The sequence below is a fragment of the Pseudomonas hefeiensis genome (assembly GCF_030687835.1).
In the GTDB taxonomy this organism is placed as follows: domain Bacteria; phylum Pseudomonadota; class Gammaproteobacteria; order Pseudomonadales; family Pseudomonadaceae; genus Aquipseudomonas; species Aquipseudomonas hefeiensis.
Map to the genome: position 1 here is coordinate 5,813,567 of NZ_CP117449.1, position 19,545 is coordinate 5,833,111.

The following is a 19,545-nucleotide window of genomic DNA, read 5'->3' on the forward strand; positions in this document are numbered from 1 at the left end:
TTGCCCGTCTACACTCGAAACATCCTTCCCAAGCCATGACGAGACCGTGATGCCCAGACTGACGGCCGTGATTTTGCTGTCATTGATGACCTGGACCGCAACGGCTGGCGCGCTGACGCTCACCGACGAAGAGCGCCGCTGGCTCAAGGACCACCCCGACCTGCGCCTGGGTGTCGACGCCTCCTGGCCGCCGTTCGAATTTCGTGACGATCAAGGACGATACCAGGGCCTGGCCGCCGACTACGTGGATCTTATCCGCGAGCGGCTGGCCGTCACACTCACACCCATCGAGCCCGTCAGTTGGACCATGGTGCTGGAACAGGTCGCACAGGGCAAAATCGATCTGTTGCCGGGCATAATGTCCACCCCTGAACGTCAGAGTTACCTGGCTTTCACCCGTCCATATCTCGACTTCCCGATTGTCATCCTGGCCCATCACGGTGGTGCAGAGCCTCATAACCTTGAGGATCTGTACGGGCTGAAGATCGCCGTGGTGGAAAACTATGCGCCCCACGAACTGCTGCGCAACCATCATCCAGACCTGAATCTGGTGGCGCTGCCCAATGTCAGTTCAGCTCTGCAAGCCCTGGCGACTGACAAAGTGGACGCCGTGGTGGGCGACCTGGCCTCCAGTGTCTGGAGCCTGCGCCAACTCAAACTTGACGGGCTTTATGTCAGCGGGGAGACACCCTATCGCTATCAACTGGCCATGGGTGTCCCCCGTGAGAACAAGATACTGGTGGGAATCCTGGACAAGGTGATAGCGGACATGAGCCCGGCCCAGATCAGCGAAATTCAGGAGAAATGGGTCGGCAATGTCCGGGATTACCGCAGGTTCTGGTCAGATCTGCTGCTTTACGGCTTACCTGCGCTGTTGCTCTTGAGCGGTATCCTCGCGGCGGTGATTCGCATCAATCGCCGCCTCAGCTCAGAGATCGCGCGACGAGTCGATCTGGAACAAGAGTTGCGCAGCAGCGAATACCACTATCGCGGGCTGGTGGAGAGCCTTTCAGCAATTGCCTGGGAGGCAAGGGTCAGCGATTTCACCTACAGCTATGTATCACCCCACGCCGAAGAGCTGCTCGGTTATCCCCTCGCCCACTGGCTGATTCCAGGGTTCTGGCGAAACATTATTCATCCTGCTGACCTGATCCGCGCCCAGACCTATTGCGATCATGAAGTGCTGGCAGGCCGAGACCATTGCATTGATTACCGCGTGATCACCGCTGACGGCCGCTGCCTGTGGGTACGCGATATCGTCAGCCTGATCGAGCACGGCCATGAGCCGGTGATGCGCGGGTTGATGATCGACATCAGTGAAGCCAAACGCACCGAGGAAGCGTTGCGTCTATCGGAGCAGAAGTTCGCTTCGGTATTCCGCCAGTGTCCGGACATTCTGGTGATTGCGCGCCTGCTGGACGGTTGCCTGCTGGAGGTCAACAAAGCCTTCGAAGAACAAATTGGTCTGAGCGCCGCAGAGGTGGTGGGCCAGACCGCGACCGAACTGAACATCTGGGGCATTCAGAACGTGGGGCCGGGGCTGCTGCAAAGATTGCAGGCCGGCAGTATCCGTAATCTGGAAATGCCTTTCCGCCGCAGCAACGGCCAGGTGTTCACTGGGCTAATCTCCGCCGAACCCTTCGACCTGGACACCACCCCAGCCTTGGTCGTGGTGGTCCGCGACATCAGCCAGCTCAAGGAAACCCAACAGCAATTGCAAACCTCCGAAGAGAAGTTCGCCAAGGCTTTTCACGCCTCGCCCGACGGCCTGCTGCTGTCCCGACAAAGTGACGGCCTGCTGATTGAGGTCAACGAAGGCTTCAGCCGCATTACCGGTTTCAACAGCGCCTTGTCGGTGGACCGCTCCACCCTGGACCTGGGCATCTGGGTCAACCTCAACGAGCGCAAACAGATGCTCGACCTGCTGCAACGAGACGGTTATGTCAGGGATTTCAGGTGCCATATCCGCCGCAACGACGGACAGGTACGGCTTTGTGAGGTGTCCAGTCGCCCCCTGCCCATCGGCAACGAAGACTGCATGCTGACCATCGCCCGGGACATCACCGAACGCCACCTGATGCAGGAAAAACTGCAACAGGCCGCAACGGTATTCGAGAGTACCGCCGAAGGCGTGTTGATCACCGATACGCAACAACACATCAGCGCGGTAAACCGTGCCTTCAGCGAAATCACCGGCTATAGCGAAACCGAAGCCCTGGGCCATACGCCACGGTTGTTGGCTTCCGGCCTGCATGACAGCGCGTTTTACGCCGCGATGTGGCATCAACTGACAGCCGATGGCCACTGGCAAGGGGAGATTTCCAATAGGCGTAAAAACGGCGAGCTGTATCCCAGTTGGCTGACCATCAGCGCGGTGCGTAACCGGGATCGGGAAATCACCCATTTCGTTGCGGTCTTTGCTGATATTTCCAGCCTCAAGCACGCTCAGGCCCGACTCGACTACCAGGCACACCACGACCCGCTCACCGGCCTGCCGAATCGCACATTGTTCGAAAGCCGCTTACTGATGGCTCTCAATAGCCAGCAGGAAGATGGTGGCCAGGGTGCGGTGCTATTCCTGGACCTGGATCGCTTCAAGCACATCAATGACAGCCTGGGGCACCCGGTGGGGGATCTGCTGCTCAAGGGCATCGCCGTGCGCCTACGTGAGCAGTTGCGCGATATCGACACCGTGGCGCGCCTGGGTGGAGACGAATTCATCATCTTGCTGCCAGGCCTGCAACAACCCAGCGATGCCGAGTACATCGCCCAGAAGCTGTTGAATGGCTTTGCCGCGCCGTTCCAGGCCGGCGAGCATGAATTTTTTATCAGTGCCAGTATCGGCACCAGTCTGTACCCGCAGGATGGTTGCGATGTCGCCACCTTGGTCAAAAACGCCGATGCGGCGATGTACCGCTCCAAAGCCAAGGGTCGCAACCGGGTGGAAAGCTACACCCGCGACCTCACCGCCCAGGCCAGTGAACGGGTGGCTCTGGAACACGAGCTGCGACGTGCCATAGAACGCAACGAGTTGTCGCTGTCTTACCAACCAAAATTCAGCCTTGCCGACAACCGGCTGGTGGGCGCCGAGGCGCTGATACGCTGGACCCATCCCACGTTTGGCGACGTGCCGCCGGAACATTTCATCCCATTGGCTGAAGAAAACGGCATGATCTTGCAAATTGGCGACTGGGTACTGGAATGTGCCTGCCGGCAACTGTCCGAATGGAACGATACCTATGAAAGTCTCGGCCCACTGTCGGTCAATCTTGCTGGAGCCCAACTGCGCCAACCCAACCTGCTGGGTCGGATCGAACAACTGCTGCGTGAGCACCGTCTCAAGCCCGGTCTATTGCAACTGGAAATCACCGAAAACTTCATTATGAGTCAGGCCGAAGAGGCGCTGGCGGTGCTGCACCAGCTGAAGAAACTTGGTGTGCAACTGGCGATCGACGACTTCGGCACCGGCTACTCCTCCCTGAGCTATCTCAAACGCTTGCCACTGGACTTCCTCAAGATCGACCAGTCCTTCGTCCGTGGCCTGCCCGATGACCCCCACGACGTGGCGATCGTGCGGGCAATCATCGCCCTGGGCCGCAGCATGCAATTCACCATCATCGCCGAAGGCGTCGAAACCCTGGCCCAGCAGCAATTCCTGGCTGAAGAAGGCTGCGAACAGATTCAGGGCTACATCGTCAGCCTGCCCCTGTGCGCCGAAGAGTTCGCCGCAACGTTTCTTCGTATGACCGTATCGGATTTTTCGGATAGCACAGCCGAGAAACCGTCGTTATAATCCGCGACCTACTGAGGGCCTATAGCTCAGTTGGTTAGAGCAGAGGACTCATAATCCTTTGGTCCACGGTTCGAGTCCGTGTGGGCCCACCAAATTGAAAGCCGCGCATTGCGCGGCTTTTGCGTTTCTGAACGGCAAGACTGGACGCCGGTGCCAGAGCTGTTAGCCAAGTTGCTTCGGGATGAGGGCATCATCCATGTCAGATATCCGCAACCAGCTATATTGAATGTCACCTATACCGGGGACACTCAGAAAAAATAGCAGTAGCACTCATGTGAACAGGTACTGGAAAGCCCCTGAGACTGATCGCGCATAACTATCAGGGCCCAAACTTACCGCTCTGTAGTACAGTTGCGCCCGCCAGGGCCCGGCCACTGCCAGCGATAAAGGCCGGTGCTGCCCTCGAACGACTCGACGGTGCCATGTTTGCGGGTTTTTCGGATCGGGAACGGTCGGCGGCATCGAAACGTCCGAAGACAAGAAATCGGATGTAAAACCACGCATAAACTGATCGCGGGACGCTTAAGAGAGCGGTTCCGCCGATAATAAGAAATATAGGAGAAACAGATGGAATTCCTGCAAACGCTGTTTGGGTATGTCGACAGCCTCACGTGGGGGTGGTCGCTCATACCCATTCTCGTAGTCTTCGGAGTGTTCATCACGATTATGTCGGGTTTCGTCCAGTTCGAATTCTTCGGCCGGATGTTCCGCGTGCTCTCAGGGAAGAACCAGAATAGCGACCCCAACAACCTCAGCGCGCGTCAAGCGCTGCTCGTATCTGTGGGCGGCCGCGTGGGCGGCGGAAACATTGCCGGTGTAGCCGTCGCGATCACACTCGGTGGGCCCGGTGCGGTTTTCTGGATGTGGTGCATCGCGCTCATCGGCATGGCGACCAGTCTCGTCGAATGTACGCTTGCCCAGATTTATAAGCGCACCGACGGGGAACACTCCTTCCGTGGCGGCCCAGCCGACTATATCCGGCATGGCCTCGGGTCGAACTACAACTGGCTTGCGATAGTTTATGCAATCTGTCTGCTGGCGGCCTTCGGCCTTGGCTTCAACGCCTTCCAAGGCAACACTGTTGCCGGCGCGATGCAGGATTCGTTCGGTATCAGCCGCTTTGTGACCGGAGCGCTGCTGGTCCTCGTCACCGGGTTCGTGATCTTTGGTGGCATCAAGCGCATCGCCAAGGCGGCCGACGTCGTGGTGCCCGTCATGGCACTGGGTTACCTGGCGCTTGCCCTGATCGTCATCGTGATGAACATCGGTGAAATTCCGGCGCTCTTCGTACGTATCGTCTCGAGCGCCTTCGGCTATGAAGAAGCCATCGCCGGTGGCATGGGGGCTGCGATCGCGCAAGGCTTGCGCCGCGGGCTGTTCTCAAACGAGGCGGGGCTTGGTTCGGCACCGAACGTCGCAGCCACTGCGCTGGTCCATCACCCGGTCAGCCAGGGCATCACCCAATCGTTCTCGGTCTTCATCGACACGATCGTGATTTGCTCGTGCACGGCTTTCATCATCCTGCTGGGTGATGTCTATGTTGCCGGTGCAACAGGCATCGACGGTGTCGTGCTGACACAACAGTCACTGGCCAGCCATTTTGGTGAGTGGTCGCGCTACGCGTTGAGTCTGGCGATCCTGCTCTTCGCCTTCTCGTCCATCATCTATAACGTCTATCTGGGTGAAAACGCACTGGCGGCCATCACCAAATCCAAACCCGCCCTGCTGGTGCTGCGCGTGTTGATCCTGGGCTTGATTTTCCTCGGCGCCGCCGCCCCGAACGCCACCTCGGTCTTCTTCTTCTCAGACCCGATGATGGGCATTCTGGCACTTGTGAACCTGATTGCGATTCTGATGCTGTTCCCTACCGCAATACGGGTGATCAACGACTTCCGCGCGCAGTTGAAAGCCGGTGTGGCAAGGCCAGTCTTTGATCCGGCAAAATTCCCCGACCTCGATCTCGACCGCAAGGCATGGGATACGAATCGCTGGAAATGATCCTACCCCGGTCGCAGCCTGGATTGGGCTGCGGCCACATCTGAAACGGGCGGGTGCCCGCATCGTCAAATCTGCGGATACTGCCGCCATGCCCAACGTCATGGTGGCAGGCATTTCCCGACCGCATCCTAATGGAGTCGGTGGCAAAGGCATGCGAGCCTGTAACATGCCTACCACCGATATCCACGCCGGAGCCCATCTTGTCTGACAGCCGCCCTCCCGTCCTCGACGAAATCGACCGCCAACTGATTGCCGCCCTGCAAATCAATGCCCGGGAAAGCGTCGCCATGCTCGCCCGACAATTGGGCATCGCCCGCACCACCGTGACTTCGCGGCTGGCGCGCCTGGAAAAAACCAGGGTCATCACCGGGTACGGCGTGCGTTTGGGGCAGCGGGTGATAGACGGCGGGTTACAGGCTTACGTCGGCATCAAGGTTCAACCGCGCTCCGGCAAGGACGTGCTGCGGCGCTTGAGTGCGATGGCTCAGGTCCAGCAACTGTGTGCGGTCAGCGGCGAATTCGACTATGTGGCCTGGCTACGCACGGACTCACCGGAGCAGTTGGATCAGTTACTGGATCAGATTGGCAGTGTGGATGGGGTGGAGAAAACCACCACTTCGATCATCCTCAGTAGCAAGATCGACCGGGGGCAGCCGGTCTAGAGGGTACGACTTACCTGTGAGAGCGGGCTTGCTCGCGAAGGCGCCAGCACAGCCAGCCTCACCAGTAACTGCCCACCGCCTTCATCAAGGTTCATAACCACAGCGCCCCGACTCGTCAATACGACTAACCCACGCATCAAAATGACTGATAACAATCCAGAACGACGACACATTGCGTCTTATTAACGTGTTTCACCCTCTCTAGAATGGCTGGCATCTTTCCTATACTCAGACGCGAAAGCCGCGTCGAGTCGCCCAATCAAGGTCAGCCATGAACAAGCACAATCGCCACCCAGCAGACGGCAAGAAGCCCATCACCATTTTCGGGCCGGACTTTCCTTTCGCTTTTGACGACTGGATCGAGCATCCCGCTGGCCTGGGCAGTATTCCCGCTCACAACCATGGGGCGGAAGTCGCGATTGTCGGTGCCGGGATCGCCGGTCTGGTGGCGGCCTACGAGTTGATGAAGCTCGGCCTCAAGCCGGTGGTCTACGAAGCGTCGAAAATGGGTGGGCGTCTGCGCTCACAAGCGTTCAACGGCGCCGAGGGTGTCATTGCCGAGCTGGGGGGCATGCGATTTCCGGTATCGTCCACGGCGTTCTATCACTACGTCGACAAACTGGGTCTGGAGACCAAACCGTTTCCCAACCCTTTGACCCCGGCCTCGGGCAGTACGGTCATCGATCTGGAAGGCCAGACCTACTACGCACAAAAGATGGCCGATCTGCCGGCATTGTTCCAGGAAGTGGCCGACGCCTGGGCGGATGCGCTGGAGGACGGGTCGCGCTTCGGCGATATCCAGCAGGCGATTCGCGACCGCGACGTGCCACGCCTCAAGGAACTGTGGAACACCCTGGTACCCCTGTGGGACGACCGCACTTTCTACGACTTCGTTGCCACGTCCAAGGCGTTTGCCAAACTCTCGTTCCAACACCGTGAAGTGTTCGGCCAGGTTGGTTTCGGCACCGGCGGCTGGGATTCGGACTTCCCCAATTCGATGCTGGAAATCTTCCGCGTGGTGATGACCAATTGCGACGATCACCAGCACCTGGTGGTCGGCGGCGTCGAGCAGGTGCCCCATGGCATCTGGAAACATGTGCCGGAGCGCTGCGCGCATTGGCCAGAAGGTACCAGCCTCAATTCGTTGCACCTTGGCGCCCCCCGCAGCGGTGTGAAGCGCATCGCCCGCGCCGACGATGGCCGGTTCAGCGTGACGGATGTGTGGGACAACACCCGCGAATATGCCGCCGTGCTGGTCACCTGCCAAAGCTGGCTGCTGACCACTCAGATCGAATGCGAAGAGGCGCTGTTCTCGCAAAAGATGTGGATGGCCCTGGACCGCACCCGCTACATGCAATCGTCGAAGACTTTCGTGATGGTCGACCGACCGTTCTGGAAGGACAAGGATCCGCAAACCGGCCGCGATCTGATGAGCATGACCCTCACCGATCGCCTCACCCGTGGCACCTATCTGTTCGACAATGGCGATGACAAGCCGGGGGTCATTTGCCTGTCGTACTCGTGGATGAGCGATGCGCTGAAAATGCTCCCCCACCCGGTGGAAAAACGCGTGAAGCTGGCCCTCGATGCCTTGAAGAAGATCTATCCCAAGGTGGACATCGCCGCACGGATCATCGGCGATCCGATCACCGTGTCCTGGGAAGCTGACCCGCATTTCCTCGGCGCTTTCAAAGGTGCCCTGCCCGGCCACTATCGCTACAACCAGCGCATGTACGCACATTTCATGCAGGACGACATGCCGGCCGAACAGCGAGGGATCTTTATTGCTGGCGATGACGTCTCATGGACACCGGCCTGGGTTGAGGGCGCGGTACAGACCTCGCTCAATGCGGTGTGGGGAATCATGAAGCACTTCGGTGGTGAAACTCACCCCGAGAACCCGGGTCCAGGTGATGTGTTCGACGACATCGGTCCGATCGCCCTGCCCGAATAAAAGGAGTTTTTGATGCGCGTAGCCCTTTACCAATGTTCACCGCTGCCGCTGGATCCGGCCGCCAACCTGCAACGCCTGCATCAGGTGGCGCTGGAGGCCAGGGGCGCCGATGTGTTGGTGTTGCCGGAAATGTTCCTGACCGGCTACAACATTGGCGTCGACGCGGTGAATGTATTGGCCGAGGTCTACAACGGCGAATGGGCGCAGCAGATCGCTCGCATCGCCAAGGCGGCCGGCCTGGCCATCGCATATGGTTACCCAGAACGCAGTGAAGACGGGCAGATTTACAACGCGGTGCAACTGATCGATGCCCATGGCGAACGTCTGGCAAATTATCGAAAGAGTCACCTGTTTGGCGATCTGGATCACGCGATGTTCAGCGCTGGCGATAGCGAGCTGCCCATCGTGGAGCTGAACGGCTGGAAACTCGGCTTTCTGATCTGCTATGACCTGGAGTTTCCGGAAAATGCCCGGCGCCTGGCCCTGGCCGGTGCCGAACTGATCCTGGTGCCCACCGCCAACATGCAGCCCTACGAGTTCATCGCCGATGTCACCGTGCGCGCCCGGGCCATCGAAAATCAGTGTTTCGTGGCTTACGCCAATTATTGCGGTCATGAAGGTGAATTGCAGTACTGCGGCCAAAGCAGCATCGCCGCCCCGGATGGCAGCCGCCCTGCCCTTGCCGGGCTGGACGAGGCCTTGATCGTGGGTGAGCTGGATCGGCAACTGATGGAAGATTGCCGTGCGGCCTACAACTACCTGCACGATCGCCGTCCTGAGCTTTACGACGACTTGCACAAACACTGATTGAGGATTGAGAAAGGGCCCTGATCCGCTAGCATGGGCGCATCCTTGTTCTGGAAGTACCCATGCCGGTCCCCGACTCCCTCCGCCCCCACACTGAAATCCTGGCCAACGGCTTGCGGGTGACCTTGCGTCATGTCCCGGGCCTCAAGCGCAGCGCCGCGGTACTGCGCGTCGCCGCCGGCAGCCATGATGCCCCTCTGGCCTGGCCGGGCATGGCGCACTTGCTCGAACATCTGTTCTTCCTCGGCACCGAACGGTTTCCCGCCGGGGAGAACCTGATGGCCTACGTGCAGCGGCACGGCGGTCAGGTCAATGCGCGCACCAGTGAACGCACCACGGATTTTTTCTTCGAACTGCCTCCCGCAACCTTCGCCGACGGGCTGGAACGGCTGTGGGACATGCTCGCCCAGCCACGTCTGGATGAAGCTGATCAGTTGCGGGAACGCGAAGTGCTACACGCAGAATTCATCGCCTGGTCCCAGGATGCGGCCGCCCAGCGACAGCTTGCCTTGTACGACGGAGTGTCAGCGTCCCACCCGCTGCGGGGTTTTCACGCCGGCAATCGCGACAGTCTCGCGGTGGAGCACGCAGAATTCCAAACCGCATTGCACGACTTCTATCGCCGTTTCTACCAAAGCGGCCAGATGGTCCTGAGCCTGGCCGGCCCGCAAAGTATCGATGCCTTGAAAACGCTGGCGGAACAGTTCAGCAACCATGTACCGACCGGTGAAGCGGTTGCCAGACCGGCACCGCCAAAACTGATGGCGTCGTCCCAGCCCCGTTATCAACAGGCTCACGAAGGTTGTTTCGACCTGCTGTTCGCCTTCGAAGCGTTGCCCGCCGCCTCGCCCCAAGCCCTGGACTTTCTCTGTACGTGGCTGAACTCCAGCAAACCGGGCGGCCTGCTCGCCACGTTGCGTCAGCGCGGCCTGGCTGACAGCCTCAAGGCCACCGCGCTGTATGAGTTTGCCGGACAGGCACTGCTGCACATCGAATTCAAGCACGGCAACGCTCAGGCAGCGGAGCATATCCAACCGTTGCTGCACGACTGGCTGGGATTCTTTTCCGCCCAAAACGACTGGGCACCGTTGCGCCAGGAGTTCACCGCGTTGTTGCAACGTCGGCAGGAGACAGGATCGGCCTTGCAGTTAGCCCACTGGGACTGCGAAGGACGAGACACGCCGCTGCTGGCAAACGACCTCGTGAGGCTCAGGGAAATCCTCAAGCAACTGAATCCTGCCAATAACGTCGTGGAACCATGGCAACTGCCCGCGCCCAACCCGTTCCTGCAAACACCCAGTGAAGCGCCTCGCGCCGGGCTGATACGCGGCCAGACCAGCGCCCATCGCGGCTTGCGAACCTTCGCCCAGGACCGCTCCCGGGGCCGACGGGAACGCTCGCCCATGCAGTTCAGCCAGGCGCTGCCAGACAACGGCCGTGAAGGCGCGGTTTACCTGCGCTGGCAACTGACGACCCAGGCACCGCTCGACGTTCAATCCAGGCTCGACCGACACTTGGAGGATGTGCGCGAAGAGGCTCGGCAGGCCGGCGTGGACGTCAGTTTCGAACCCTCCGGCCATCAATGCCTGCTGAAACTGGTCGGCTTGCAGGCACCGATCCCGTTGGTGCTCGAACACGTTCTGGCGAAGCTTGCCCAACCGCTGCCAATGGCCCAGGCCGGTGACGAACCCCCATCGATGGCGATTCGACAGCTGTTGAAGGTGTTGCCAAATCATTGCCGGCAATCGTCAGCGCTGCCAATGCCCGACAGCGATCAAAACGTGTGGGCAACGGCTCGCTGGGACGGGCTGTCCATCGGTCTGTCGGCCGCCACCCAAGGGGCGCTTGGGCCGGTGCTGGGCCGCGTACCGGGCAATGCCGGCGAGGACGTCAGCCTGACGACGGCACCGCGCGGGCAACGCATCTGGCATACGCTCCAGACCCACGGCGAAGAAGCGGCCGTGTTGCTGTTTTGCCCGACGGCCACCCTGGCGCTGACCGACGAAGCCGCCTGGCGCTGGCTGGCACAGCTGTGCCAGACGCCGTTCTACCAGCGCCTGCGCGTCGACTTGCAGTTGGGTTATGCGGTGTTCAGTGGGTTGAAGCAGATCGATGGACAAACCGGGGTGTTGTTCGGCGTCCAATCGCCCAGCCTCTCGGCAACACAACTGATCGCCCACATCGAGCAATTTCTGGCGGCGTTACCGGCGCTGATCCAGCAGCTCGATGATTCATCCCTGACCGGCCAACAGCGGGCCCTCGCTGCCCAACTCCAGAGCAGTACCCTGCCCTTCGCCCAGGCCGCCGAACTGCTCTGGCAGGGCAAGCTGGCCGGCCGCTCGTCGGATTATCTTGAACAACTCGCCGCTGCCATCCTGTGCCTGGACCGCGCCCAGCTAGAAGCAGCCGCCCAGAGTTTGATCGATGCGCAAGGGGGATGGTATTGCCTGAGCAACGGCGGCTGCGCGCCAGAACACTGGTAAGCGGCGCAGTGATCATTGCAGTCGCTGTAATGAGCTTTCTTTGAGAATCGCGGCCAACGAATATGTCAGATTTAGTAACATAGCCGCCTAAGCATCTGAACATCTCCGAACGGAGGTGGACTATATGTATAGGTCTCCACCGTTCCATCGACCCCAATCCCCCCAACCAAAGGAGTATTCCCATGTCCTGGTCCAAACCCGCATATATCGACCTGCGTATCGGTTTCGAAGTCACCATGTACTTCGCCAGCCGTTGATTGCTGCAGGCGGTTAAACGCGCAGCACAACGCCTCGGTCAGCCGGGGCGTTTTTTATTTCGGTTTGCAGATGGAGCGACCATGTTTGTCCAGATTCTAGGTTCCGCCGCCGGCGGCGGTTTCCCCCAGTGGAATTGCAACTGCGCCAATTGCGCAGGTTTTCGCAACGGCAGCCTGCGAGCCCAGGCACGCACCCAGTCGTCCATCGCGATTTCCGATGACGGCGTGAACTGGGTACTGTGCAATGCCTCCCCGGACATTCGCGCCCAGCTCCAAGGGTTCGCCCCGATGCAACCTGGCCGGGCACTGCGGGATACCGGTATCGGCGCCATCATTCTGATGGACAGCCAGATCGACCACACCACCGGCCTGCTCAGCCTGCGCGAAGGCTGCCCGCATCAAGTCTGGTGCACCGACATGGTCCATGAAGACCTGAGCACGGGTTTTCCGCTGTTCAACATGCTGACCCACTGGAACGGCGGGCTGAGCTGGAACCGCATCGAACTCGACCAAAGCTTCACCATCGCCGCCTGCCCGAACCTGCGCTTCACTCCACTGCCGCTGCGTAGCGCCGCACCACCCTATTCACCGCACCGCTTCGACCCCCACCCGGGCGACAACATCGGCCTGATCGTCGAAGACCTGCGCACTGGCGGCAAGCTGTTTTACGCCCCAGGCCTGGGCAAGGTCGACGGACCGCTGCTGGAGATCATGGCCGGCAGCGATTGCCTGTTGGTGGACGGCACGATGTGGGACGACGATGAAATGCAGCGTCGTGGCGTCGGCACCCGCACCGGTCGCGAGATGGGCCATCTGGCACAGAACGGGCCCGGCGGGATGATCGAAGTGCTGGAGCAACTGCCTGAGCCGCGCAAAGTCCTTATTCATATCAACAATACCAACCCGATCCTCGACGAAGATTCACCCGAGCGGGCCGAGCTTGTACGTCGAAAGATTGAAGTGGCTTACGACGGAATGAGTATTGAGTTGTAAGGAGGGCGGAACGATTGTGGGAGTGGGTTTGCGCTGTGTCAGCCAACATTGCTGCTGGCTGACCGGACGCCTTCGCGAGCAAGCCCGCTCCCACAGGGGCCAAGTAACACTTGATATTTCATGCACCGCAAAACCAATGTGGGAGCGGGCTTGCTCGCGAAGAGGCCAGACCAGGCACCCCAACCGCCGACAGTTATTCCCCGGAGACCACAATGACTGACACCCCCCTGTCCCCCGCCGAGTTCGAAGCGGCCCTGCGTGCCAAGGGTGCGTATTACCACATTCATCACCCGTATCACGTGGCGATGTATGAGGGCCGCGCCACTCGCGAGCAGATCCAGGGCTGGGTCGCGAACCGTTTTTACTATCAGGTGAACATCCCGCTCAAGGATGCCGCGATCCTGGCCAACTGCCCGAACCGGGAAATCCGCCGCGAGTGGATCCAGCGCCTGCTCGACCATGACGGCGCGCCCGGTGAAGACGGCGGCATCGAAGCCTGGTTGCGGCTGGGTCAGGCGGTGGGTCTGGATCCCGATCAACTGCGCTCCCAGGAACTGGTGCTGCCGGGCGTGCGCTTCGCGGTGGATGCCTACGTCAACTTCGCCCGCCGGGCCAGTTGGCAGGAAGCCGCCAGCAGCTCCCTGACCGAAATGTTCGCACCGCAGATCCATCAGTCGCGCCTGGACAGCTGGCCGCAGCATTACCCCTGGATCGACCCCGCCGGCTACGAATACTTCCGCACCCGCCTGGGCCAGGCCCGGCGTGACGTGGAGCATGGCCTGGCGATTACCTTGCAGCATTACACCACCCGCGAAGGCCAGGAGCGCATGCTGGAGATTCTCCAGTTCAAACTGGACATCCTCTGGAGCATGCTCGATGCCATGAGCATGGCCTACGAATTGAATCGCCCGCCCTACCACAGCGTGACCGGACAACGGGTGTGGCACAAAGGAATTACCTTATGAGTTTCGACCGCAGCAAGACCCCACGCTGGCGCCCCGGTTATCGCTTTCAGTACGAGCCGGCACAGAAGGGCCACGTGCTGCTCTATCCTGAAGGCATGATCAAGCTCAACGACAGCGCTTCGCTGATTGGCGGCCTGATCGACGGTGAACGGGATGTCGCGGCCATCATCGGTGAGTTGGAGAAGCAGTTCCCCGACGTGCCGCAACTCGGTGACGACATCGAGCAATTCATGGAGGTCGCCCGTGCAGAGCATTGGATCGAACTTGCCTGACGCCACAAGCCTGCCGCCCAAGCCTGAAGTCGGCCTGCCGCTATGGCTGCTGGCCGAGCTGACCTACCGTTGCCCGTTGCAATGCCCATACTGCTCCAATCCGTTGGACTTCGCCGAACAGGGCAAGGAGCTGAGTACCGAGCAGTGGTTCAAAGTGTTTCGCGAGGCTCGTGAGATGGGCGCCGCGCAATTGGGCTTTTCCGGCGGCGAGCCGCTGGTGCGCCAGGACCTGGCCGAACTGATCGCCGAGGCGCGCAGGCTGGGTTTCTACACCAACCTGATCACCTCTGGCATCGGCTTGACCGAGCAGAAAATCAGCGATTTCAAAAAGGCCGGCCTCGACCACATCCAAATCAGCTTCCAGGCCAGCGACGAACAGGTGAACAACCTGCTGGCCGGCTCGAAGAAAGCCTTCGCGCAAAAACTGGAAATGGCCCGGGCGGTCAAGGCCCACGGCTATCCGATGGTGCTGAACTTCGTCACCCATCGGCACAACATCGACAAGATCGACCGCATTATCGAGCTGTGCATCGCCCTAGAAGCCGACTTCGTTGAACTCGCCACCTGCCAGTTCTATGGCTGGGCGCAGCTCAACCGCGTCGGCTTGCTGCCCACCCGGGAACAACTGGTGCGCGCCGAACGTGTCACCAACGAATACCGCGCCAAGCTGCAAGCGCAAGGCAATCCGTGCAAGTTGATCTTCGTCACGCCGGACTACTACGAAGAACGCCCCAAGGGCTGCATGAACGGCTGGGGCAGCATTTTCCTCACCGTCACGCCGGACGGCACGGCATTACCCTGTCACGGTGCCCGCCAACTGCCGGTGCAATTTCCCAATGTGCGCGACCACAGCATGCAGCACATCTGGTACGACTCGTTCGGCTTCAACCGCTTCCGCGGTTATGACTGGATGCCCGAACCGTGCCGCTCCTGCGATGAAAAAGAAAAGGACTTCGGCGGCTGCCGCTGCCAGGCGTTCATGCTCACAGGCGACGCCAGCAACGCTGACCCGGTGTGCAGCAAATCCGAGCACCACGGGGTGATTCTTAAGGCTCGGGAAGACGCCGAGCATGCCACTCAGACGATTGAACAACTGGCCTTTCGCAATGAACGAAACTCACGCCTCATCGCTAAAGGCTGAGCCTTTCAGCGCCACCCAGGCCGTTGCGGCAGGCATCGACTTCGCTGAGTTGCAGGCCGGGCCCCTTGGACTGTTCTGGAATGAATACCGTCCCGAAGACGGTGCCTGCCGGATCTGGCACTGGCAGGATGCCAAGGCCCGATGCCTGACTCCAGACGGGTTCAGTGCGCGCAGCCGGGTTTATGAGTATGGCGGCGGATCGTTCTGCCTGAGCGACGACGGTGTGCTGTTCGTCAATGAGGCCGACCAGCAGGTGTATCACCAGTCGCTGACCAGCGAACAACCCGTGGCGCTGACCTCGGGGGATTGTCGATATGGCGATCTTCACTTCGCTTGCGGCCAGGTGCTGGCGGTGGAGGAGCAGGCCAATCAGCATCGCCTGGTCTCGATCGGGCTGGCGGATCATCAACGGCATCTGCTGGCCGAAGGCGCGGACTTCTACGCCGCGCCGACCTTGAGCCCTGATGGTCGACGGCTGGCCTGGGTGGAGTGGAGCCGCCCCCATCAACCCTGGACGTCAACGAGACTGATGCTGGCCGAGCACAACGCTGGCGCCTGGGGCAGGCCCCGCTGCGTAGGGGGCGGTGGTAAAGACGAGTCCATTCAGCAACCGCGTTTTGATGATCGCAATCGCCTCTATTGCCTGAGCGATCGTGGCGGTTATTGGCAACCCTGGATTGAGTCTGCCGACGGCCTGGACCCACTGCCCGCCGCCGAAGCCGATCACGCCCCTGCGCCCTGGCAACTGGGCGGCTGTACGTGGCTGCCGGTGGGCGAACGCGAATACCTGGCGAGCTGGACCGAGGCGGGATTCGGCCGACTGGGTCTTTGCCGCAGCCGCGGCGCATACGAAGATTTCACCGGCACTTACACCCGTTTTCGCAGCCTGGCACTGGATGAGCGGTTCATTTATGCCATCGCCGCCTCGCCAATCAGCCCGTCGGCGGTGATCACCATTGATCGGCAAAACCATGAAGTGGTGGTGCTGGCCGGTGGCGGCGCGCCGTTACCCGTCGAACACATCAGCCGCCCTCGAACCCTGTGCTACCCCTCGGCCTCCAGCCAAGCCCATGGGTTCTTTTATCCCCCGGCCATGAACGCCGAGGAAAAACCGCCACTGGTGGTGTTTATCCATGGCGGACCGACCTCGGCGTGTTATCCCATCTTTGATCCGCGCATCCAGTACTGGACCCAGCGTGGCTTTGCCGTGGCCGATCTCAATTACCGCGGCAGCAGCGGTTATGGCCGGGCCTATCGACAGGCGCTGTATTTGAACTGGGGCGTGGTGGATGTCGAGGATGCCTGCGCGGTGGTCACGCACCTTGAAGAGCAAGGCTTGATCGATGGCCGTGGCGCGTTCATTCGTGGCGGCAGTGCCGGTGGTTACACGACTCTTTGCGCCTTGGCGTTCCATGACGTGTTCCGCGCCGGCGCCAGCCTCTATGGCGTCAGCGACCCCGTCGCCCTGGCCCACGCCACACATAAATTCGAAGGCGACTATCTGGATTGGCTGATCGGCGACCCGCAACAGGACGCCGAACGCTACCGCGACCGCACACCACTGCTGCACGCTGACCAGATCCGCGCGCCGGTGATATTTTTCCAGGGTGAACTGGATGCAGTGGTCGTGCCGCAGCAGACCCGCGATATGGTCGAGGCACTGGAGGACAACAGCGTCACGGTAGAAGCGCATTACTACGCCGATGAACGCCATGGCTTTCGCAAGGCGATAAACCAGGCTCATGCGCTGGAGCATGAGTGGTTGTTTTATCGCAAAGTGATGGATGGCCCCCCTTAGGTAGATGCAAAACGAGTGTGGGAGCGGGCTTGCTCGCGAATGCGGTGTGTCAGTCATGAGTCTTCAACTGATACACCGCATTCGCGAGCAAGCCCGCTCCCACAGAGTTCGACAACTCAACTAAATTTTCGCCAGCCTCTCAGCGCTTGGCGATGATGTACACCGCATGCACGATGCCAGGGATGTAGCCCAATAGGGTCAGCAGAATATTCAGCCAGAAAGCCCCGCCGAAACCGACTTGCAGGAACACACCCAATGGCGGCAGCAGGATGGCGATGATGATTCGAATAATATCCATGGATGACTCCTGATTGGCGATGGCCACATTGCCATATAGCTCATGGACACCTGACCGCTCGTCAGGGTTCAGTGAGAAGCAATCCAGAAGGGATAAGCGCGGGAAGATAAAAACGCGGACAAAAGAAAACCCCGCCGAAGCGGGGTTTTGCAGACTGTTTCCCTGACATCCATTTCGCTCCGCCATCCTGGCAGAATCCTACGTGTCCATGTTTTTGCTTTGCGCATCCTGCGCGACGTCCATGTGAAGTAGATTAGCCCTGGATCCAATCTGCCGATAGAGGGAAAACGCCAGCACGTTGTGTAAGCGTTTGCTTACACAACATCAGTTTTAGAACTGCTCAGGCTCCAACAGGAACAGCGACTCGCTACCTGCTTTCACCGAAGCACTCAGAGAGTGAATACGCGGCAGCAAGCGGGCGAAGTAGAACCGTGCCGTACCCAGTTTGCTCGCATAGAAATCATCCTGGGCTTCTTTGCCCAAAGCCGCCTTGGCCATCAGCGCCCACATATAGGCATAGGCGGTGTAGCCAAACGCCTGGAGATATTCCACGGAGGCGGCACCGATTTCGTTCGGGTTGTTTTTCGATCGGTCCAGCAACCATTCAGTCAGCTCATCCAACGTACCGACAGCATCGTTCAGCGGCTTGGTGAACTCCGCCAGATCGCTGCTCGCGGTAGCGGTGAAGTGGCGAATTTCGTCAGTGAACAGTTTGTAGAACGCCCCGCCGCTGCCGACGATCTTACGCCCCACCAGGTCCAGCGCCTGGATACCGTTGGTGCCTTCGTAGATCTGGGTGATGCGCACGTCACGCACCAGTTGCTCCTGACCCCATTCGCGAATATAGCCGTGGCCGCCGAAAACCTGCTGGCCATGGACAGTCGTTTCCAGCCCCAAATCGGTCAGGAAGGCCTTCGCCACCGGTGTCAGCAAGGCCACCAGATCTTCGGCACGTTTGCGGGTGGCCGGGTCTTCGCTGAATTTGGCGGTGTCCAGTTGCATCGCCACGTAGGTGGAAAATGCCCGGCCACCTTCGTTCGAAGCTTTCATGGTCAGCAACATCCGGCGCACGTCCGGGTGGACGATGATCGGGTCAGCGACTTTGTCTTTGTTCTGCGCACCGGTTGGCGAACGGCTTTGCAGCCGGTCACGGGCGTACTCGATGGCGTTCTGGTAAGAACGCTCACCGGTGGCCAGGCCCTGGATACCCACCCCAAGACGCTCGTAGTTCATCATGGTGAACATCGCCGCCAAGCCTTTGTTTGGTTCGCCGACCAGGTAACCCGCGGCTTCGTCGAAGTTCATCACACAGGTGGCAGATGCCTGGATGCCCATCTTGTGTTCGATCGACCCGCAATTGGCCGCGTTACGCGCACCCAGGCTGCCGTCGGCATTGACCATGAACTTGGGCACCAGGAACAACGAAATGCCTTTCGGGCCTGCGGGCGCATCCGGCAACTTCGCCAGCACCAGGTGAATGATGTTTTCGGTGAGATCGTGTTCGCCGCCAGTAATGAAGATCTTGGTGCCGCTGACCTTATAGGAGCCGTCGGCCTGAGGTTCGGCCTTGGTGCGAATGATGCCCAGGTCCGTACCGGCATGCGGCTCGGTCAGGCACATGGAACCGGCCCAGATGCCAGCGTACATGTTCGGCAGGTAGGCGGCTTTAAGCTCTTCACTGGCGTGGGCATTGATCGACAGGCAAGCGCCGGCGGTCAGCATGGGGTACAGACCGAATGACAGGCTGGCGGAGTTGACCATTTCTTCGACCTGAGCCGAAACAGCCTTGGGCATGCCCATGCCGCCGTAGGTCGGATCACCACCGACACCGACCCAGCCGCCTTCAGCGTAAGTCTTGTAGGCCTGTGGGAAACCGGCTGGCGTGGTGACGGCACCGTCAGCCCAGTGGCAACCTTCTTCGTCAGCTGCACGGCTGAGGGGGGCGACGCTTTTGCTGGTGACTTTACCGGCTTCCTCAAGGATCGCCTCGACGGTTTCAGCGTCTACGGTCTCGGCCAGCGCCGGCAGTTGAGCCCAGAGTTTCGCGACCTCGAACACTTCATTGAGGACGAAGCGCATATCGCGCAGGGGCGCTTTGTAGTCAGCCATGGCAAACCTCGCAGG

14 protein-coding genes and 1 tRNA gene are annotated in these 19,545 nt (G+C 60.0%); 13 read left to right on the forward strand and 2 right to left on the reverse strand.

The window, feature by feature from the left end; all coding sequences use genetic code 11:
- Window positions 1-49 precede the first annotated feature (49 nt).
- The 13 genes from PSH57_RS26315 (at window position 50) to PSH57_RS26375 (ending at window position 17,123) form a co-directional block, all read left to right on the forward strand.
- Window positions 50-3,793 carry a bifunctional diguanylate cyclase/phosphodiesterase gene (locus PSH57_RS26315; protein ID WP_305386278.1) on the forward strand — a complete coding sequence of 1,248 codons (3,744 nt, stop codon included), beginning with the start codon at window positions 50-52 and terminating at the stop codon, window positions 3,791-3,793.
- Between the two features lie 15 nt (window positions 3,794-3,808).
- Window positions 3,809-3,885, forward strand: a tRNA-Ile gene (locus PSH57_RS26320).
- A 475-nt stretch (window positions 3,886-4,360) separates the two neighbouring features.
- Entirely contained in the window at window positions 4,361-5,791 is a 1,431-nt protein-coding gene (locus PSH57_RS26325; protein ID WP_305386279.1) for an alanine/glycine:cation symporter family protein, read from the forward strand.
- 200 nt (window positions 5,792-5,991) lie between these two features.
- A complete protein-coding gene (locus PSH57_RS26330; protein WP_305386280.1) occupies window positions 5,992-6,453 on the forward strand; it encodes an Lrp/AsnC family transcriptional regulator in 462 nt (153 codons plus the stop codon).
- A 271-nt stretch (window positions 6,454-6,724) separates the two neighbouring features.
- Window positions 6,725-8,407: a flavin monoamine oxidase family protein gene (locus tag PSH57_RS26335; protein WP_305386281.1), complete on the forward strand. Its 1,683-nt coding sequence runs from the start codon at window positions 6,725-6,727 to the stop codon at window positions 8,405-8,407.
- A gap of 12 nt (window positions 8,408-8,419) precedes the next feature.
- Complete coding sequence (locus PSH57_RS26340) at window positions 8,420-9,214, forward strand: carbon-nitrogen hydrolase family protein (protein WP_305386283.1); 795 nt, start codon at window positions 8,420-8,422, stop codon at window positions 9,212-9,214.
- 62 nt (window positions 9,215-9,276) lie between these two features.
- Window positions 9,277-11,697: a pyrroloquinoline quinone biosynthesis protein PqqF gene (pqqF, locus tag PSH57_RS26345; protein ID WP_305386286.1), complete on the forward strand. Its 2,421-nt coding sequence runs from the start codon at window positions 9,277-9,279 to the stop codon at window positions 11,695-11,697.
- Window positions 11,698-11,879: 182 nt separating this feature from the next.
- A complete protein-coding gene (gene pqqA, locus PSH57_RS26350; RefSeq protein ID WP_003177660.1) occupies window positions 11,880-11,954 on the forward strand; it encodes a pyrroloquinoline quinone precursor peptide PqqA in 75 nt (24 codons plus the stop codon).
- Between the two features lie 81 nt (window positions 11,955-12,035).
- On the forward strand, window positions 12,036-12,947 hold the full coding sequence (gene pqqB, locus PSH57_RS26355; protein WP_256231059.1) for a pyrroloquinoline quinone biosynthesis protein PqqB: 912 nt from the start codon (window positions 12,036-12,038) through the stop codon (window positions 12,945-12,947).
- A gap of 212 nt (window positions 12,948-13,159) precedes the next feature.
- Complete coding sequence (gene pqqC / locus PSH57_RS26360; protein WP_305386289.1) at window positions 13,160-13,912, forward strand: pyrroloquinoline-quinone synthase PqqC; 753 nt, start codon at window positions 13,160-13,162, stop codon at window positions 13,910-13,912.
- Entirely contained in the window at window positions 13,909-14,184 is a 276-nt protein-coding gene (gene pqqD / locus PSH57_RS26365) for a pyrroloquinoline quinone biosynthesis peptide chaperone PqqD (protein WP_305386291.1), read from the forward strand. Before pqqC ends, pqqD begins: the two co-directional genes overlap by 4 nt.
- Window positions 14,156-15,325, forward strand: coding sequence for a pyrroloquinoline quinone biosynthesis protein PqqE (gene pqqE, locus PSH57_RS26370; protein ID WP_305416217.1), 1,170 nt, complete (start codon window positions 14,156-14,158; stop codon window positions 15,323-15,325). Before pqqD ends, pqqE begins: the two co-directional genes overlap by 29 nt.
- Window positions 15,291-17,123, forward strand: a complete 1,833-nt coding sequence (locus PSH57_RS26375) for a S9 family peptidase (protein WP_305416219.1) — start codon at window positions 15,291-15,293, stop codon at window positions 17,121-17,123. Before pqqE ends, PSH57_RS26375 begins: the two co-directional genes overlap by 35 nt.
- Window positions 17,124-17,262: 139 nt before the next feature.
- Here PSH57_RS26375 and PSH57_RS26380 read toward each other — a convergent pair whose 3' ends face one another.
- Both PSH57_RS26380 and PSH57_RS26385 read right to left on the reverse strand, forming a co-directional pair.
- Window positions 17,263-17,421, reverse strand: a complete 159-nt coding sequence (locus PSH57_RS26380) for a YqaE/Pmp3 family membrane protein (protein ID WP_038436734.1) — start codon at window positions 17,419-17,421, stop codon at window positions 17,263-17,265.
- Between the two features lie 330 nt (window positions 17,422-17,751).
- The gene (locus PSH57_RS26385; RefSeq protein ID WP_305386298.1) at window positions 17,752-19,530 is read right to left on the reverse strand and encodes an acyl-CoA dehydrogenase C-terminal domain-containing protein; all 1,779 of its coding nucleotides are present in this window, start codon (window positions 19,528-19,530) and stop codon (window positions 17,752-17,754) included.
- Window positions 19,531-19,545 lie beyond the last annotated feature (15 nt).

Bases quoted from the DNA above. Each gene is read 5' to 3' on its own strand.
- PSH57_RS26315 (WP_305386278.1), top strand. From the start codon at position 50: ATGCCCAGACTGACGGCCGTGATTTTGCTGTCATTGATGACCTGGACC.
- PSH57_RS26325 (WP_305386279.1), top strand. From the start codon at position 4,361: ATGGAATTCCTGCAAACGCTGTTTGGGTATGTCGACAGCCTCACGTGG.
- PSH57_RS26335 (WP_305386281.1), top strand. From the start codon at position 6,725: ATGAACAAGCACAATCGCCACCCAGCAGACGGCAAGAAGCCCATCACC.
- PSH57_RS26340 (WP_305386283.1), top strand. From the start codon at position 8,420: ATGCGCGTAGCCCTTTACCAATGTTCACCGCTGCCGCTGGATCCGGCC.
- pqqF (WP_305386286.1), top strand. From the start codon at position 9,277: ATGCCGGTCCCCGACTCCCTCCGCCCCCACACTGAAATCCTGGCCAAC.
- pqqB (WP_256231059.1), top strand. From the start codon at position 12,036: ATGTTTGTCCAGATTCTAGGTTCCGCCGCCGGCGGCGGTTTCCCCCAG.
- pqqC (WP_305386289.1), top strand. From the start codon at position 13,160: ATGACTGACACCCCCCTGTCCCCCGCCGAGTTCGAAGCGGCCCTGCGT.
- pqqD (WP_305386291.1), top strand. From the start codon at position 13,909: ATGAGTTTCGACCGCAGCAAGACCCCACGCTGGCGCCCCGGTTATCGC.
- PSH57_RS26375 (WP_305416219.1), top strand. From the start codon at position 15,291: ATGAACGAAACTCACGCCTCATCGCTAAAGGCTGAGCCTTTCAGCGCC.
- PSH57_RS26380 (WP_038436734.1), bottom strand. From the start codon at position 17,421: ATGGATATTATTCGAATCATCATCGCCATCCTGCTGCCGCCATTGGGT.
- PSH57_RS26385 (WP_305386298.1), bottom strand. From the start codon at position 19,530: ATGGCTGACTACAAAGCGCCCCTGCGCGATATGCGCTTCGTCCTCAAT.